This is a genomic window from Blastocatellia bacterium (assembly GCA_016713405.1).
GTDB lineage: Bacteria > Acidobacteriota > Blastocatellia > Chloracidobacteriales > JADJPF01 > JADJPF01.
Genome location: JADJPF010000001.1, coordinates 572129 through 588762, shown reverse-complemented (window position 1 = coordinate 588762; position 16634 = coordinate 572129). Strand labels below are relative to the sequence as shown.

13 protein-coding genes and 1 pseudogene are annotated in these 16634 nt (G+C 33.7%); all 14 read right to left on the bottom strand.

Features of this window, described 5'->3' with window-relative positions:
- Positions 1 to 115: 115 nt before the first annotated feature.
- The 14 genes and pseudogenes from tssG to tssK all read right to left on the bottom strand — a co-directional run bounded on the left by tssG (position 116) and on the right by tssK (position 16131).
- Complete coding sequence (gene tssG, locus IPK14_02515) at positions 116 to 1036, bottom strand: type VI secretion system baseplate subunit TssG (GenBank protein ID MBK7992309.1); 921 nt, start codon at positions 1034 to 1036, stop codon at positions 116 to 118.
- Positions 1000 to 2859 (bottom strand): type VI secretion system baseplate subunit TssF, encoded by a 1860-nt coding sequence (tssF, locus tag IPK14_02510; GenBank protein ID MBK7992308.1) that lies wholly within the window; start codon positions 2857 to 2859, stop codon positions 1000 to 1002. The genes tssG and tssF overlap by 37 nt, the downstream gene beginning before the upstream one ends.
- Positions 2859 to 3341 (bottom strand): type VI secretion system baseplate subunit TssE, encoded by a 483-nt coding sequence (gene tssE, locus IPK14_02505; protein ID MBK7992307.1) that lies wholly within the window; start codon positions 3339 to 3341, stop codon positions 2859 to 2861. The genes tssF and tssE overlap by 1 nt, the downstream gene beginning before the upstream one ends.
- Positions 3342 to 3345: 4 nt before the next feature.
- A complete protein-coding gene (locus IPK14_02500; GenBank protein MBK7992306.1) occupies positions 3346 to 3834 on the bottom strand; it encodes a type VI secretion system tube protein Hcp in 489 nt (162 codons plus the stop codon).
- Between the two features lie 30 nt (positions 3835 to 3864).
- The gene (locus IPK14_02495; protein MBK7992305.1) at positions 3865 to 4476 is read right to left on the bottom strand and encodes a type VI secretion system tube protein Hcp; all 612 of its coding nucleotides are present in this window, start codon (positions 4474 to 4476) and stop codon (positions 3865 to 3867) included.
- 77 nt (positions 4477 to 4553) lie between these two features.
- Positions 4554 to 6048 (bottom strand): annotated as a pseudogene (tssC, locus tag IPK14_02490) (type VI secretion system contractile sheath large subunit).
- Positions 6049 to 6060: 12 nt separating this feature from the next.
- Complete coding sequence (tssB, locus tag IPK14_02485) at positions 6061 to 6579, bottom strand: type VI secretion system contractile sheath small subunit (GenBank protein MBK7992304.1); 519 nt, start codon at positions 6577 to 6579, stop codon at positions 6061 to 6063.
- A 149-nt stretch (positions 6580 to 6728) separates the two neighbouring features.
- Positions 6729 to 7013 (bottom strand): hypothetical protein, encoded by a 285-nt coding sequence (locus IPK14_02480; GenBank protein ID MBK7992303.1) that lies wholly within the window; start codon positions 7011 to 7013, stop codon positions 6729 to 6731.
- A 74-nt stretch (positions 7014 to 7087) separates the two neighbouring features.
- Positions 7088 to 7861, bottom strand: a complete 774-nt coding sequence (tssA, locus tag IPK14_02475) for a type VI secretion system protein TssA (protein MBK7992302.1) — start codon at positions 7859 to 7861, stop codon at positions 7088 to 7090.
- A gap of 17 nt (positions 7862 to 7878) precedes the next feature.
- Positions 7879 to 8697 carry a hypothetical protein gene (locus IPK14_02470; GenBank protein MBK7992301.1) on the bottom strand — a complete coding sequence of 273 codons (819 nt, stop codon included), beginning with the start codon at positions 8695 to 8697 and terminating at the stop codon, positions 7879 to 7881.
- Between the two features lie 11 nt (positions 8698 to 8708).
- Positions 8709 to 12125 (bottom strand): type VI secretion system membrane subunit TssM, encoded by a 3417-nt coding sequence (tssM, locus tag IPK14_02465; GenBank protein MBK7992300.1) that lies wholly within the window; start codon positions 12123 to 12125, stop codon positions 8709 to 8711.
- Positions 12126 to 12295: 170 nt separating this feature from the next.
- Positions 12296 to 13999, bottom strand: coding sequence for an alpha-glucan family phosphorylase (gene glgP, locus IPK14_02460; GenBank protein ID MBK7992299.1), 1704 nt, complete (start codon positions 13997 to 13999; stop codon positions 12296 to 12298).
- 18 nt (positions 14000 to 14017) lie between these two features.
- Positions 14018 to 14743 (bottom strand): DotU family type IV/VI secretion system protein, encoded by a 726-nt coding sequence (locus tag IPK14_02455; protein ID MBK7992298.1) that lies wholly within the window; start codon positions 14741 to 14743, stop codon positions 14018 to 14020.
- A gap of 35 nt (positions 14744 to 14778) precedes the next feature.
- Positions 14779 to 16131, bottom strand: a complete 1353-nt coding sequence (gene tssK, locus IPK14_02450) for a type VI secretion system baseplate subunit TssK (GenBank protein MBK7992297.1) — start codon at positions 16129 to 16131, stop codon at positions 14779 to 14781.
- Positions 16132 to 16634 lie beyond the last annotated feature (503 nt).

Here is a 16634-nt window from a genome sequence, read left to right as displayed (position 1 = left end):
AAAATAACCATCCGTTCTAAGCATTACTTGTCTATCATCCTGATTAAATTCTTTAGTTTTAAGCCATGTAGTCCAACCCTAATAGCATGCCTTGTTGTTGATTATTTGTTAGTTTTCAAGCAGGAACTTCTGTTTTCTTAAGAACTAACTGCTCATCAAAATCAAGCTCTTGTCCAACTAAAAACCGTGTTAAATCAATAACAGATTGATAAGCTGATCCAATAGGCAAAAATTCCTTAAATTCTTGAAATCTTAGTGGCCCAAAAATTAAACAAAATTTAGATTGTTGATCCCAAACTCTATTTCCTACTATAGTACTTTGTCCTAGTGTACTATTAGCTTTTCCAAGCTGAGTTATGCTTTCAGAATCAAGTTTTAGCCATTGTCCAGTAAGTGATTCTACTTTAGCAGGTACTTGAAAAAAATCTCTTAAAATAGCAGTTATTGCACTTATAGAATGCGGTTTTTGACCAATAAGACCTCCATAAAGAAGTAAGGCTTTATCAGAAAAACTAAGTCTTTTTTGTAAGCCTTTTGTACCCATTCCAATTGTGTCAAAAAGATAATTTGTAAAGTAATCATCATGATTTTTTTCATAAATTACAGGAAATCTATATTTTTCCCATGCTCGATAAAATAAAGAAATCATTCGATGATTAAAGATATCTAAAAAATCTGCTAAGGTTTGATCCTTGTAGCGGCGGCGTTCAATTAAAAGTTCTGTATAAGGTAATGGTAATACCCCATTTATCCCAGCCATCCCCATAAATCTTACAAACATTTTACTTGGATGTTCTATTGATAAGTCTTCTGGAGAAAATATAATTTTATTTATTTCACTAGGTGGAAAATTAAGTGAAATATGGTTATGAAAACGTGTTACTTCTTGTTTAGGGCTACTATCACGACCAACACCAAGGCGATTAGGAAAACTTCTTTCTAAAAGCCTTACTGCTTGAAAGAAATTAAAACAATATGGTTCTTGGGCCAGGTGTTGTTTTAAAGAAGGATTTGATCGCCTAAACGAGGTAGCCATGTTTTTACCCATCCTTCCCGTTGTTTAGTGCTGATTTTCAATTGGCTAAAAGAATTAAGAGAAGTATAAAGTGCTAAAAAACGTTCTAGCACACAAGCAAAAAGAAAAACACCACTGCCAACAAATTGATCTTCATCAAATTCTATAGAACATTCAGTTCCTCGAACAAAACCTGTTCCAATACGTGGCCCAATTTGGCGAACTACTCGACGACTACTTACTTTTTCAATTCCATAAATTTGCTTTCTTGTTGCTGGAGAATCCACAAAATCATAAAGAAGCAAAATCTCTCGTAAAGCTTCAGCAGAGTTTTCTTTACTCTCAACAATTGATAAATAATTTAAGCTTAAATGTGAAATCAGTCGCCAATGTGCTGAACGTCGCATCGGTGGACGTAAAGTATTAGTAGGTTTTTTTAAACAAACAATCTGTGAAATAGGTGCATTACCCTCAATTTGAAAGTCTCCTTCTTGACCTCCAAAAGGTAGTTTGGCTGGTAAATCTCGATTTGTACAAGTTACAGATACAGTTAAAGTTTCTACTGCTGGAACATTAGGATTAAAATTAAGATCTACTAATGAAATATAAATTTCTGTTCCTGGGTCGTCTTTACGTTGTGAGGCACGCCTAGTTGTATACCAAAATGTTTTGATTTGCTCTTGTTTATAACTATGTCTTAAAGAATAAAAAGGCTGATAATGCTGTGCTTGCTGTAAATAAGGGTCTGTAGTTATCACATCATCTACAGAATAAATTTCTGTTGCCATTTGGCGATGAATATCAGCTATAACATGATATTCATATTGTTGATGTGTAAGCTGAATAGGTTCAGCAGTTTTATGAAAAAGATTAATAATAGGTGTACAGCCTAGTTGAAAAGTGGAAGATTCTATACGAGCAGTTGGAGGTTTAACATCTTTTAGATAAATAAAAATTTCAAACTCTTCTCCAAATCCAGCTTTAGCAGCTAAATCAATGCCCAATAAATCAAAGAAAAGGTATTTTTCTGGAAAAGCAAAATATTCTGTTAATAAACGATATCCAATAAATGAGCGTGTAGTATATGGTAGTAATCCTTCATCTTCACCAAAACCTACAGCTTGAATATTATCTTTTGGCAATGAAACTACATTTGGAGTGCTACCTAAAATTCTTTTTCCTTTAATAGAACGCAGTTCTATCTTGGTAACATTATTAAAAATAAGTTCATAGAGAGGATAAACAAGTTGTGATTCTCCATTAAGAAAAAAGCGTAATCGGTCAATTGGTTCTTTACCTTCACTTTGTTTTAGCTCAGATAGTTGGGTGTTATTTAGACAATGCAAAGAAAGTTTAATAAAAGCTTGACTATATCTACCATAAGAGTCAGCAGGGGCATTAGAACTTAGTTCAGCAGATGTTACTTCTATGGGCCACAGTGTAGTTGGGTAACAAGTGCGAAACCTACAAGGTGTTCCATGAATTGGTTTGGAATAAAGTGTAATGCCTTTATTAATTTGATAACTTGTAGTTAGTTTTCCTTGTTCAGGGTCAAGAGCAAACTTAGCAATAGACATTGATGGTATAGGGTTTAAGTAATGAGGATAAAGGATGTTAAGTAAAGATTCTGTTACTTCAGGAAATTCATCATCTAATTTTAGCCGTATACGTCCAGCTAGAAAGGAAAAAGCTTCAATAAGACGTTCTACATGGGGATCTTCACATTTATCTTTTTCTAAAACTAGTCTTCCAGCAACTTTAGGATATTTTTCTGCAAACTCTGCTCCCATTTGTCTTAAAAAAGCTAACTCTTTTTCATAATATCCTAACAGTTCATCTCTCATCACCCCTCCTTAACAAGATAACGACCACTATCAAGGCGTAGGACAGTATCAAAACTTACCAGTTCTGGAGCAGGTTCAACTTTAAGTTTTGCATCGATACGAAAATGTAAAGCTGGCTCATTTTCTAATACAGGTTCAAGTTTTACTAAAGTATCTTCTAACCTAGGCTCAAATATTTTAATTATTTTTTCCAACAATTGTTCTAATTTGTGTTGTTCATTAACACTTTTAACATTTACATTAGAAAGATCAGGCAATCCATAATTAGCAATAGAATGACTTAACTCTTTTAATTCATCAGATATTTTCAATGTTTGACGTGTATTAAGTAACCATTCTAAATCACGTTTTACAGCTTGCTTAAACTGCTGCAAACTGCGGGAACGTGAAGCCAGAGCTTCTTGTGTTAACTCTGGCTCATCGTCAAGCAACCGATCTATCACTGATGGAGTAATATGTATTTCGCTATCAAATCTACTCATCCTCTTACACCTTCTTATTTAATTTTAGATCCCAGCCTGCTACAACACTGCCTGAACCTTTGCCCCCTTCAACTTTTGTTGGAACATACTTAAGTTCTATTTTTCCATAATTCATAGTAATTTCTTCCATTGGAATAGATTCTCCTTGGCTACTACCACCAGGGCGAACAGAAGTTATCAATACATCTGTGAGCTTATATTCCATATAAAGTTCTTTTTCTCCACCAGCACGATGTAATGATAAACAAGCAGATTTTAGGTGTTCCCCTGTTGCACAAGCTAAAGCTAGTTTTGGAGAAGCTTTATCAAGAAGTTTTACTATGCTTAGATCTTGAAATTGGGCCCGTCCAGCAGAAAGCGATCCGGCTGTACTAGCAACTCCTGCTGCGGCTTGCATTACACCCCAACTAAATGAAAGCACTTCGATTTCACCTTTATGTTTATCATCCATACTTTCACCTTCAATTCCATCAATTTTTAGAAATGCGTCCATAACCTTACTCCTTAGTAAATTTGCAAATTATTAACTGCTTTCACGGTTAGTTTTTAAATTCCAATTCTTAACCTTACGTCCTTCAACACGACCAGAAGAAACTTTTGTAGGAAAATATTCCCATTCAATTTGGCTATAACTTAAAGAAATTTCTTCTAGTGGAATTTTTTCTCCATAACCGCGACCACCTGTTCTAACACTAGTAATAACAACATCAGATAAACTATATTTCATATAAACTTGTGCCTCACCCCCAGCGCGACAAAGTTGCAATACAGCGTTACTTAAATGCAGCCCACTAGCGCAAGCATGTGCTAAAGCTGGTGATGAGGTATCAATAGCTTTATAAATAGAAAGATCTCCAAAATGCGCTCTTTCTGCTCTCATTGCCCCACCACCACTAGCTGCACCAGCATGAGGTTGGGCTACACTCCAATGAAAATCAAGAACTTCTATTTCTCCTTCATGTTTATCATGCGTACTTTCACCTTTAATTCCATTAATAGAAAGAAAAGCTGTACCTCGGTACTCTTCCATTTTTGGCGGGCCAGAAATTAATGTTCGGATAAGATTTAACAATTCGCCTATGTCCGATTTACCTACATTTGTTGGTGCTTGTTTAGGAAGATTAAGCTCTGCCATAAGATTATCCTTTTCAATAAACTTATTTAATTGTGGCAGAAATTATCTTGTGACTTTCTGCCACAATTAAAAACTACTTATTTTTGTGCTGGTTGGGGCAGTTCAGCTACAAGCCTTAGAGAAACAGTTAATTCTTCTAATTGGAAATGTGGTTTTAAGAAAGCAACTGCTTTATAAACTCCTGGTTTTCCAGCTACTTCTACAACATCAATATGTGCTTCACGAAGTGGATATTGAGCCTTTAATTCTTGTCCAGCAGTGTCATCAAGTAATACATAGTTACTAACCCAGCGATTAAGAAAATCTTCACAATTTTTGCGCGACATAAAAGATCCTATTTTGTCTCGCATCATTGATTTTAGGTAATGAGCAAATCTTGATACTGCAAAAATATACTGTAATTGTGCTGACAAACGAGCATTAGCATTAGCAGCATCAGTATCATATTTCTTTGCTTTATTTGTAGATTGTGCGCTAAAGAAAGCAGCATAGTCTGTATTTTTACAGTGTACTAATGGGATAAATCCTAGATCAGCAAACTCTTTTTCACGTCTATCAGTAATAGAAATTTCTGTTGGGCATTTTAATGCTACTTCGCCTTCATCTGTACGAAAAGTATGTGTTGGAAGTCCTTGGACAAGTCCGCCTCCTTCTACACCACGAATTGCTACAGTCCAATAATACTTAGCAAAAGCCTCTGTAAGGCGTGTACCAAAAGAATAAGCTGCATTCCCCCAAAGATATTTTTTATGCTCTGTCCCATCAACAGTTTCTGTAAAATTAAAAGTTTCTGTTGGAACAGTATCTGCTCCATAAGGTAAGCGCATTAAAGTATGAGGTAAACAAAGACCAACATAACGCGAGTCTTCAGATTCACGAAATGATCGCCATTTTACATACTCAACACGGTCAAAAATTTTAGCCAAATCTCTGACTTCAGCTAATTGGGTAAAATCATCCCAACCAAAAAGTTGAGCAGAAGCAGCAGCAACAAACTGTGCATGTGCAGCAGCAGCAACATTTGAAATTTTTTCCAACAAAAATAAATCTTGTGGGTGATTACTAAACTCATAATCACCAATTAATGCACCATAGGGTGCGCCGCCAAATGTTCCATATTCTTCTTCATAAAGTTTCTTAAAAAGTGCTGATTGATCAAATTCTACAGCCCGTTCTAAATCGCGTACTAAATCCTTCTTTGATACATTCATAACTCGGATCTTTAGCATAGTGCTAGTTTCGCTCTCAAATACTAAGTGATGCAATCCTCGCCATGATGCTTCTAGTTTTTGGAAATCCTCTGCATGCATAATTTCATTCATTTGCAGTGAAATTAACTTATCAAATTGAGCAATACGATTATTAATCATAAGCTTCAACATCTTTAGAATAAACCATTTCCCCTTGCATTACTTGTTGGACAAATTCAGAAACTAAATCTTTAGCTATTTCTTTTTGTGATTCATTACGAGCTAAATGACCTTCAGAAATAATCTGATCCAACAAACTAACTTCAGTTTGTTGTTCAGAGCTAATTGGTAAAGATTGTTGGCTTTCTATTGCTTTAGTCATGGTTTGTCTCCTTTACACATTATCTTTCATTTGCAAACCAAGATCTTTGCTTAATTGCTCTTGTTTATCAGTGTTTTGAACAATATCTTGCAGTAGTTCACCTAATTTATCATTTCCATCCATTTGAGAAAGCAAATCAGAAAGCTTACGTCGAGCTTCAATCATTTTTTTCAATGGTGCAACTTGTTGAACTACTTTATCTGGACTAAAGTCTTCCATTTCTCTAAAGTTCAACTCTACATTCATTTTAGAGTCATCATCTGTTAGTTTATTTTCTACAGAAAAAGCTACTCGTGGTTTCATACCAGACATTACTTGATTAAAGTTATCTCGATCAATTTCAACAAATTTGCGGTCTTTTAACTTTGGAAGTGCTTGTGCTGGCTTGCCTGAAAAATCACCCAAAACACCAATAACAAAAGGAAGTTCTTTCATTTCAATTGCGCCACCAATTTCAACATCATAAGTGATATGCACTCTTGGTGAACGCACTCGATCTAGTTTATGCTGAAGACTTTCTTTTTTAGGCATAAATTTTATCCTTTCTTAGAGAGCGTTAATTACTAGCTAAATCCACATTCAATCACTACGAGTTAGTAAAAATTCACTCTTAAAAAATACTCTCAAATAACAAAGGCTTAAATTATCTACAATATTCTTTTGCAAATTTACTGCCAAACTTAGCTTTTTATGCCTAAGGTTTCCCTCACTTGGTCTAGGGCTTCATTGTTTTTGATAACTTCTTCTAACCATTGATCTAATGGCATTTCCCCCCATTTAATAGCTCGTTGAACAAGAAAAGCTACTGGGCTATGAGGTTCTGTTTTACGAAAATATTCTGCTACATCTTTTAGTCTATGTAAGGCATCTTCTCGACAACTAATTACTCCTGTATTTATTGGAAAGCTTTTCGTGGATGGTTGCTCAACTATTGAGGATTTTTCCATACCTTCGCTTTTTGGCAATAGTTCTGCTTCAGAGACAGTTTTTGCAGGTTGTTTTTCTTTGTAAATTTTGCTTACTAAGTTATGGATATCTTCTAGAGATTTTTTAGTGTTCCTAAACCAGGTGTTTGAGATAAAAATTTTTCATCCATTAACTTATCAAGTTCTAAAAAAGCCTTCCAACACTCATCAAGTAGATTAAATGTTGATTGATAAAAACTAAGTGGTGAAGTATTTTGTGCTTTACGCCATTTTTCTGATGTGGTTTTCTTCTCTTTTTCTGCTTGTTCTTTTAATTCTTCTATTTTTCGTTTTTCTTCAGAGCTTAAATCATCTATTTTTTCTGGAATATCAAAAAGTTTAGACTCTTCATACTGCAAATAAGAGCAATTATCTGTTAGCGTAGAAGAGGTAAGAGGAATTTGTTTTATAGATATAGAAATTTGCCGGTCAAACCAAGAAAAAGCATTAGCGCGAGCTTCTAAATCCCCATCTTCATTTTCAGGATAAATTGATTCCCAAAAATTTTCTAACAATCCTTTTAGAAGTTGTAAGCTATCACGTAAACCTAAAAAACCATAATGCTTTACTAGTGCTTCTGAAAACCAAACTGCTATTTGAAGATCTTTTGTTTTTGTCTCTAGTGCATCAGTTGAAAGAGTTATTACTTTATTCCAATCAGAAGTTTTTATTTCTCGCTTCCATTCTCCTAACTCTTCAACATCTTCACTACGCCGAGCTTCACGAATATCATCATAAAGCCCAGTATATTGAAGATTTTCTCCTGAAGGATTTTCTCCTTCAATTGGTCTTAAAAGTTGTTCAAAACTAATACAAGGTTCTATTATTTCTGTTGATATGCTTGACATTAGTTTTTCTCCTTTTTCTAAGAGTGATCAAAGGCTAACTCACTAATTTCAAAAATAGTTTTTTCCCTTTTATCACTAAAAAATGTGCGTAATCCATAGCCAAGATAAATTTCATTAGGCAAAGCTTTCCAATCTGTCATACGGCCTAGACGTACTAACTCATTTTCATGTTTATAGGAATTTGGATAAAGCGTTGGTAAGAAAACTTCTACTAACGTGTCATTAGTTAATTGAACAATTGCTTTTGCCCAAACCAAATCACGTAATAGTTTTGGTGGTTGAACTTGCAAACGTTGGATATTTTCAAATGGTAGCCAATAATATTTATCCTCTAAAAACACCTCTAAGCAATTAGCTAAAAAGTCATTGTAATCTACAAAATTACTAAATTTCTTTCCATTTAGTTTGCCTTTTAGAGTTGGTTGATTTAAAGCTAACTCATCTAGCAAACTACGAGTTTCAAGATAGTTTTGCTCTTGTAGTTTTTTGACTGCGGCTAATTGTAAAGAAATATAATTTGGTGGAGTAAATAGAAAATTTGGTGTCATAGCATTAGAAAAAACTTTATCTCTTTGGATTTCAGCTTTTATATTATTTCCATAAACTAATAAACCAATTTCAGCTTTTGCTCCTATTATTGATAAACCTTTAAGTTGGCGTTCTGCACGCTCCCATTCACCATTAAAACAAAGTAATTCAAAAAGAAATGTACGTAACCAGTTATTATTTGGGTCATTTCTGACTTCTTGAATTAACTCTTTAATAGCTTCTATAAGCTGACCATTTTGATATAAAACTTTTGCTTTTGAGCTTAAAGTAACTTGTGTTGAAGACATAAATCCCTCCTTTATTTTTGTAAATTTCTTGGAGCATGCCATTGTGTAAAAAGACGACGTGAAAAAGGATTGTTAGTGCTAGATGGTCTTAATGTTACGCGGACAGGAATTCCTTCTATATTCCAACTTAATATAAGCAAGTTTGCTTCTGGGGTTGTTGTTGCTCCAGCCACCATTTTGAAAAGTCCCCATTCACCAGGAAACGCCTTTTCAGATATTTTGCTGCCTTGTATTACAGTAATTTTTGCTCCAGATGCTCCAGATTTTGCAGGCCAAGTAAATTTTGCTGACTGTGGAGTTGTTCCACGTGTTTCTACTCTAGTTCCATCAATTTCTATTACAATATCGCTATTTGTAACAGGCTGTAATAAAAGTTCATAACTAACTTCCATTTGTTGACCACCTTGAGCAAAAAGAGCTTCACGCAACTGTTTACTACTATTTAGATAGTCAATAAATTCTTGAGAAAACTTAAAAGCACCACTTTCTTTTAGCTGTAATTTGCCTCCTACCTCTTCAAAAGAAGAAGCTAATCTATCATTAAAAAATTGTGCTAATACTCCATTAACTGGATTAAGATATCGTGTTAGGTCTGTTATAGACGCGCTTCCTGTTTCTGTAAAAGGAAACCCTTGTTCTATGTTGCGAGCTTTTGTATAGATTTGCTCTTGCCAATTTTGTTCAAGCTGTGCATAACTACTACCATAAAGCATGGCTCTTAAATTTCCTAAAGGCTGTCTACAAGCGGATGCAGCATCTCTAGTTACTGAGCTAGTAAAATTTTCTAGTAGCTTATTAATTGTTAATTCTGCTTTTTGTAAACCAATATCATCTTTACCAGTAAGCAACATTTTTGTAGTTTGTGATAATTGATCAGCAGTAACAGTTTCTAAGTTATCAAGAACTATACGTAAAGAACCACGATATTGCGAAATAGGAGAACTTTCTTCTTGTTGAGATAAAAATTGTTTTAAGGCAAGAAATTCTTTTTCTAATTCAATAATTTGTGGGCTAGCAGTTATCTTATTGTCAGAAAATAGTTTTTTCCACCAACTAAGTTTTTCTTTAGCACCTGTAAAATTAGTTTGTCTTGCTACTTCAGTTAATGTTAAAGCTAGTGGAGAATCGCTAGCAGATAAAACTTTTAATGCTTCAATAGCATCTTCTTTTGTCTTAAAGGCAGGAACACTTAAAGCTTTTAAGAAGTTTTGCCATTGTTTGCTATATTCATGAAAATAAATGCTTTCTAGCTTCCCAACATCACTGCTTAAATCTTTTGTTGTTAGGCTAGATGCTCCCATTACCCAATCTTCTTTGCTCATTTCTGCTTCTGCTGAAGCTAAAGCAGCTTTCATATAGCTTTGATAACCTTCTATAGTAAAACTACCTGAAACATTATATTTTCCTATTAACCAACCTTTGTTGCGACCTTGGGTAATTGATTCAACTGTCACAGGATTTACTTTTAAGTCAATTTCTGAAGTTATTCTCTTAAAAAAGCGGTTTACGGCTGGATAATTAGTAAGGTGCTGACGTGATGCGGCAACAATATTATCATCTGCTCTCAAATGAGGAGCATCATCATAAATAGCTTGTTTAGCATAAAAATCAAGTTGTTGTTGTGCTAAAAGTTCTAATTCCAGAGGATAAGATTTTCTCCAATAGTCATTAAGTCGATTAGCTAGAAAAGTTGGTTCGCTTTTGCTTGGGTCTGAAAGCATTAAGTAGGTTTTCAATAAATCATAATATCGACCTAATTCTTCTTCTGAAAATTTATCTTTGCTATCAGCGAATTTTCTTAAATCATCTTCCAAATTTTCTGCTGTTTGTTGAAAAAACCTTTGATTAAGCAAATCAAAATAAATAGCCCGCAAATTAGGATTTATATCATTACCTGAATATAGCCCATAGCTATAAGACAATGGGCGAGAATTTTTGTAATTTTCTAAAGTTACAAGTTGCTGTCTTAGTTGTTCCATTGCTTCTAGCTCTACACGTAATGCAGCAGTGTCTTGAGTGTCAGCATTTTTTCTAAGCTCTAACCGACTAATTTCATCTACTCTTAACCCTTTTTCTAAACTTTCATTAATTAAACTTCGGTTTCTAACTAATGAAACAGTTAAACCTAGAATTAGCAAAACAGAAATTAAACTTATGGCTCCAACTAGGATTTTACGTTTTAGCCCAGGAGTATCTTTTTTCTTCATCATTGATGCAGCTAAATTAGCATCATTAAGCAATTGTTCTTGGATCAAGTCATCCAGGAAATATTTTTCTTTATATTCCTGCGTGGTCATCAAGAGTTTTTCAGAAGCTTGTTTCTTTACTACTGAGCTTGCAGCAAAATAAAAGCCTCTTAACCAAGGGTTATCAGTAAATGGGCTAGGTCTAAATAACGCAGAAATAAAAAGAGAAATTTTATTTCCAATAGAAGCAAAATGAAGTGGAAAATCAAAAATTTCTAATTGTTCTTTTGATAAATTTGATGATGCTAATTGTATTAGACGGTTGCTCATTAAAGCTTCACAAAGATAGTTAAACTCTTCATCAACAAATGTGTAGGCTCGTTCATGTTGTTCTAAAGGTATAGTTGCACCCCAAATTTGGCTACGGTTTTTCTTATCAAAATTACTAAAAAAGATTTCAAAACCACTAATAACATCTGCATGTGTAAAAACTAAATAAATAGGGAAAGGACTATTAAATTCTACTTTTAGCTCATCAATACGTGTTCTTAGCTGTTTTGCTTGTTGTTCAATTTCATTATCAGTAGCTTTAGTAATATTTGTTGTTTCAACTGTAAGGATTAACCCATCTATTGGGCGTTCTGGACGGTATCTTTTTATTGTATTAAGTAAAGATAACCATTCTTCATGATCAGTTCCTTCATTAAGATAACGTCCTGCTGTGTCAATAAAAATTGCTGAATTGCTAACATACCATTCACAACTGTTAGTTGGACGAAATAGATTTTGGCCTAAATTTTGTTGACTAGGTAAGGCTTGAATATCTAAACCAGAATTTAAGATTAAAGAAGTTTTCCCACTTGATGTAGCACCTAAAACAAAAAACCAGGGTAATTGATAAATAACTTTTTCAGCAGATTTTGAAGCAAGTTTTGTATTTTTTAACCATTGAACTACTTCTTCAGCACGATTTGTTAAATCTGGATAATCCTTACCAACAAAAGAATTATTAGTTGACAATGGAATTTGATTTTCTGTCTTTTTGAAGTAATGCTTAATAAGTAAGACAATAGGAAAAGTTGACAAAATTAAAATTACTAACAAAACCTGACTATTAAAACCAAAACCTAAATTGCCTATTACCGACCAGCCTAAGACACTTGTTAAACCATATAAAAAAACTATTGTAGTGATTTTAAGAAAAGACTTTATTTGTTCAATATATTCTAAGAATTTTTGCATGGGTAATCTCCTTACTCAAAATCCTAGACACTGCTAAAAGATTATGAGCAAGCTTTATTCCAAATGCTAATTCACTGTTTTATAACTACTTATCAAGAAGGTTTTTGTAGATAAAAAGAATAGGTAGGAGTTTTGCGCTAGTTAGCGAAATTTTTCGCATCTATTAAGCTTTATTGAAAATAAGCATTTAACATATATTGTTGCAGCATTCTATGTGAATTAAAAAAAGAACCATTTAAAGCAATAGTATGCTTCATAATATCTATATATTTATCTTGATTATTGTAAAACATAGGTATTACAACATTTTCTAATTTTTCATAAAGAGAAATAGCATCTTTTTGACGGACAATTGAATCTTTGGAACCTTCTGCTCCCCAACCATTAGTTTCTATTGCCCATCCAGTAACGCCTTCAATACAACCTTCAATCCACCAACCATCTAGCACACTAAGACTAGGGATACCATTTAATGCCGCTTTCATTCCACTTGTTCCAGAAGCTTCTAAAGGAGGTTGAGGAGTATTTAACCAAACATCTACACCAGAAGTTAAAAGTTGTCCTAATTCCATATCATAATTTTCAATGTAAGATACCTTAATATAATCTTTCAAAGCATTTTTAGCTTGAAAGATATGTTTAATTAGCTCTTTACCTTCTAAATCATTAGGATGAGCTTTACCAGCATAAATAATTTGAATTGGCCCTAACTTATTTTGCATCTCTTTTAATCGTTCAATATCATAAAACAAAAGGTCAGGACGTTTATAAACGGCTGCACGACGAGCAAAACCAATAGTAAAGAAATCTACATCCATTCCTACATTAGTAAATTTATTAGCATAATGAATTAATTTCTTTTTAGCTTGAAAGTGTGCTTTCCAAATTTCTTGATTAGGAATACTTAAGCCATAGCGAAAATTAAAATTATCTTGTCGCCAACCAGGAATATAGCGTTCATAAAGTTCTTGAAATGATGGTGAAACCCAAGTACCTGCATGTACTCCGTTAGTTATAGAATCAATGTTATAGCCTCCAAACATTGAGCGAGAAATTTCACCATGACGTTTTGCTACACCATTAACATAATGACTAAGATTAAGTGCTAAATAAGTCATATTTAATAAGCCATCACAATAAAAAATATCTTTTTTTTCAAGAGCAATATGTTTACCTAAAACATTTTCTACTAAATCCATTGGAAATTTATCATGTCCTGCTGGAACAGGTGTATGAGTAGTAAAAATACATTTTTTTCTTACAGCTTGAATATCATCATCTGTAATATAGTCACGTCCCCATTTAGATGTTTCTGTTGCTAAAAGTTCTAGGGCTAAGAGGCTTGCATGACCTTCATTCATATGAAAACGAGAAATATTTTTATATCCCAATGCTTCTAGCATTCTTATGCCACCTATGCCAAGAATAGCTTCTTGACATAAGCGATAACGTTTGTCCCCACCGTAAAGATGATTAGTTAAAGTTCTATCCCACGGGCTATTTTCTGGTAAATCACTATCTAGAAAGTAGACATTTACACGATAATTTGTGACACCAATAGCTTCATATTTCCAACATCTTAATTGTATTGGCCGACCTTCTAAAATAATACTAACTCGCTCAGGCATTTCTTGTAAAAAGTCATTATCTACCCACTCTACAGGCTCTTCAATTTGTGTTCCAGTAGAATCAAGCTTTTGATAAAAATAGCCTTTGCGATGAATAAGCGTAAGCCCAATCATAGGAATTTTTAAGTCTGCGGCAGAACGAATAGTATCACCTGCCAAAACTCCTAATCCTCCACTATAGGTTGGCATATCAGTAACAAATCCCATTTCCATTGAAAAATAAGCTATTTTTATGTCTTCATACATAAGTTTTCTATCCTATTCTTATCTTAGTAGCTGTTCTTTAGCATCTATTAGCTGGTTATTGAGCAATAACTTAAAAATAATATAAATAAATATACTAAGAGCAAAAACTGTAATTGTGGTTAATTTTATCCAAAGAGGTAGCCCAAGATTGATAATAGGTTTAGGCTGATCATTAGCTTTAGCATGTGGTGAAAGACTAGAAGTTGTTAACCTATTTGCTTGTGTTAAATGTCCGGCTACATTGTTAATTAATTCTTTAAGTTGATCCTCTAAATAAATTTTATATCGTCCCTTATATCCAAGTAATAAACAAACATAGTAAAGTTCAATAACATCTATATTCTGTAGACTTTCTTTAAGAAATTCTTCTAAACGTTCAAAAAATTTTACCCCTGCTAGATGTTCTCCAAAATATTCTAGTTGTAATGGATATTTTTCCCATTCTTGACGAAGTGGAAAATCTGCCGTTAACACAGTTTCATCAATAAAAGCGGCTAAAGCAAATTTGCCAGATTGAACGGCTTGTGATGAATAGCTTAACTTACTAGCTTGAAACTCCATTTCTTTTAATAAATTACTAAAAGTAGTTCTTAAATCACTAGAGGGGCTAACAATGCCTGATTTTAACTTTAATATTAATTCTAAAATTGGTGTAGCCATTACTAACAAAGGATTTTGGCTATTATCTAATAGATTAGATAACTCTGCACTAGAAATAGTGTTAAGTGTTATTACATTAGACATAAACTACCTCTTTCTTAACGCTGCTAGGCGTAAAATTAAGGTTTTACCGCGTAAAGTTCTAACTTTACTTCTGGAAACTCATCTGGAACATAAATAGCGATTGTTTTTGAGCCGCGAATTGTATCCCAGTAAGGGCCGATACTATCAAAACCAAAGTAATGAAATCCAACTCTAGTAGGTATTGGAGAAGGTGGAGGAGATGCATGTCTTAGAGTAACACCTGGCAATGCAGAACCCACTACAGCATCAATTACATCTCTGGAGGCTACTTTGATAATTCGAGGCACACGGTCAATTAAAAAACTCTCTGCTACTTGTGCTTTTATTGCTAAGAAAAATGCTGCGTCATGTAGTAATCTATCATCTTGAACTCTACCAACATAAAGAGATTCACGCACATTTTCTAAAGCTATTGCCACACATCGAGTAGGTATTACGGTTTCTAAAAGTTCACGAATTTGCAACATTAATTGGTTAAAGGTCAAATATAAGTTATCGTGATCATATCGCACTATATCTTTAGGATGTTTATCAATAGAAAATGTTATTAACTTACCAGCAAGTTCAGCTAATACTTCATATAAGCGTTCTGGGTGTACAATCCTAGTGCGTAAGAGATGCGTTAACTTTGGAATTGAAGCATTTACTGTATGAAGTAACCAAAAAACAGCAACTTCAGATGTAGTAAAATCAGCTAAAGAACTAGCTCTTTGCCTTCTTTGATCCCCTAAAGTTGTACTTTTGGTAATAAGAATTTCTATTAACTGTCTTAACATATTAAGTAGCCAGCTAGATGCGCTTATATTTAATATTGGTGGAATATAATTTTCTGACAAAGTTAACTGTCCTGTAGTAGTACGTACAACTTCTGCAATTTTCAAACTACTATAACCTTCTTTCAGTTCTTCAGAGAAAAGCAAGCGAAAATTAGGTTTAGCAAAAGCTATTTGTTGTTCATTTTCTCCTGTTGTTTCGTCAATTACAGTGCCAGGCACCTGGCTATAACGTAGGTTTGCGGATTTTTCCTTATTAGGTGCTTGAAAATTCACACTTCCCATGCGTTTTGTTGCTATTGCTAAGTAAATTTCTAAATTTTCTGTAGTAGTATCAAAATGTTTTGTTAAAGTTCGTGTTTCTGGTAAAGGGTCTGGTTGTGGTAAGTTAACTAATAACCCATCTGGCATTATTGCCTGACAATGTATTAGTTCAAAAATACCATTACTTATAGATTCATGGTTGATTTGAAGGTTAATTACTCCCCATTGATAAGGGATAAAGGCTGTTAGGCGTGAAGCTATTTGGTCTTCAAAATAATTATCCCATTGTTGCAAATGATGAGGAGTAAGGAGCATCCCTTCATTCCAAACTACTTTGCGGTAATGGCTCATAAAGTTAATCACTTTCACAGAAATGTTAAAATCTTTTCTCTTACTTTCTTACTATGCAATAAGTATGCAAAGAATATTGAGCAAAGACTTTCTTATTATATTAAATTATTTTACTTAGTGGATAGAAAATATTGGAATCTAAGAAATTAATAAGAAAAGGCAGGTGCATTTATTCCATAAATTCCATAAGCTTTAGGAGTTTGACCAATTAGGATCTGCTGAGTTTGACATTTAAACTTCTTTGCAAGCGCAGTGTCAGCCATTGATAGGTGGGTTTGGAAAAAGTAGCCTGAAGTCTAAACCAAACAAACTTTGGCTAAAGCTATAAGATATTTAATTAAGTCTAAAAGTGTAAATGATAGGGTAGCTTCAATACTCAAGCATTAGGCTTTCACTTAAAACTTTGAGTTAAGCAAAGAATAAGAAAGTTTCTGGAACCATAATGTTTTTTGGACGTGAAAAGAACTAAATTTACCTTGTATAACATAAACTATATCAATATA

Bases quoted from the DNA above. Each gene is read 5' to 3' on its own strand.
- IPK14_02470 (MBK7992301.1), bottom strand. From the start codon at position 8,697: ATGTCTTCAACACAAGTTACTTTAAGCTCAAAAGCAAAAGTTTTATAT.
- tssG (MBK7992309.1), bottom strand. From the start codon at position 1,036: ATGGCTACCTCGTTTAGGCGATCAAATCCTTCTTTAAAACAACACCTG.
- tssA (MBK7992302.1), bottom strand. From the start codon at position 7,861: ATGTCAAGCATATCAACAGAAATAATAGAACCTTGTATTAGTTTTGAA.
- tssF (MBK7992308.1), bottom strand. From the start codon at position 2,859: ATGAGAGATGAACTGTTAGGATATTATGAAAAAGAGTTAGCTTTTTTA.
- IPK14_02500 (MBK7992306.1), bottom strand. From the start codon at position 3,834: ATGGACGCATTTCTAAAAATTGATGGAATTGAAGGTGAAAGTATGGAT.
- tssB (MBK7992304.1), bottom strand. From the start codon at position 6,579: ATGCCTAAAAAAGAAAGTCTTCAGCATAAACTAGATCGAGTGCGTTCA.
- IPK14_02495 (MBK7992305.1), bottom strand. From the start codon at position 4,476: ATGGCAGAGCTTAATCTTCCTAAACAAGCACCAACAAATGTAGGTAAA.
- tssE (MBK7992307.1), bottom strand. From the start codon at position 3,341: ATGAGTAGATTTGATAGCGAAATACATATTACTCCATCAGTGATAGAT.
- tssM (MBK7992300.1), bottom strand. From the start codon at position 12,125: ATGCAAAAATTCTTAGAATATATTGAACAAATAAAGTCTTTTCTTAAA.
- IPK14_02455 (MBK7992298.1), bottom strand. From the start codon at position 14,743: ATGTCTAATGTAATAACACTTAACACTATTTCTAGTGCAGAGTTATCT.
- tssK (MBK7992297.1), bottom strand. From the start codon at position 16,131: ATGAGCCATTACCGCAAAGTAGTTTGGAATGAAGGGATGCTCCTTACT.
- glgP (MBK7992299.1), bottom strand. From the start codon at position 13,999: ATGTATGAAGACATAAAAATAGCTTATTTTTCAATGGAAATGGGATTT.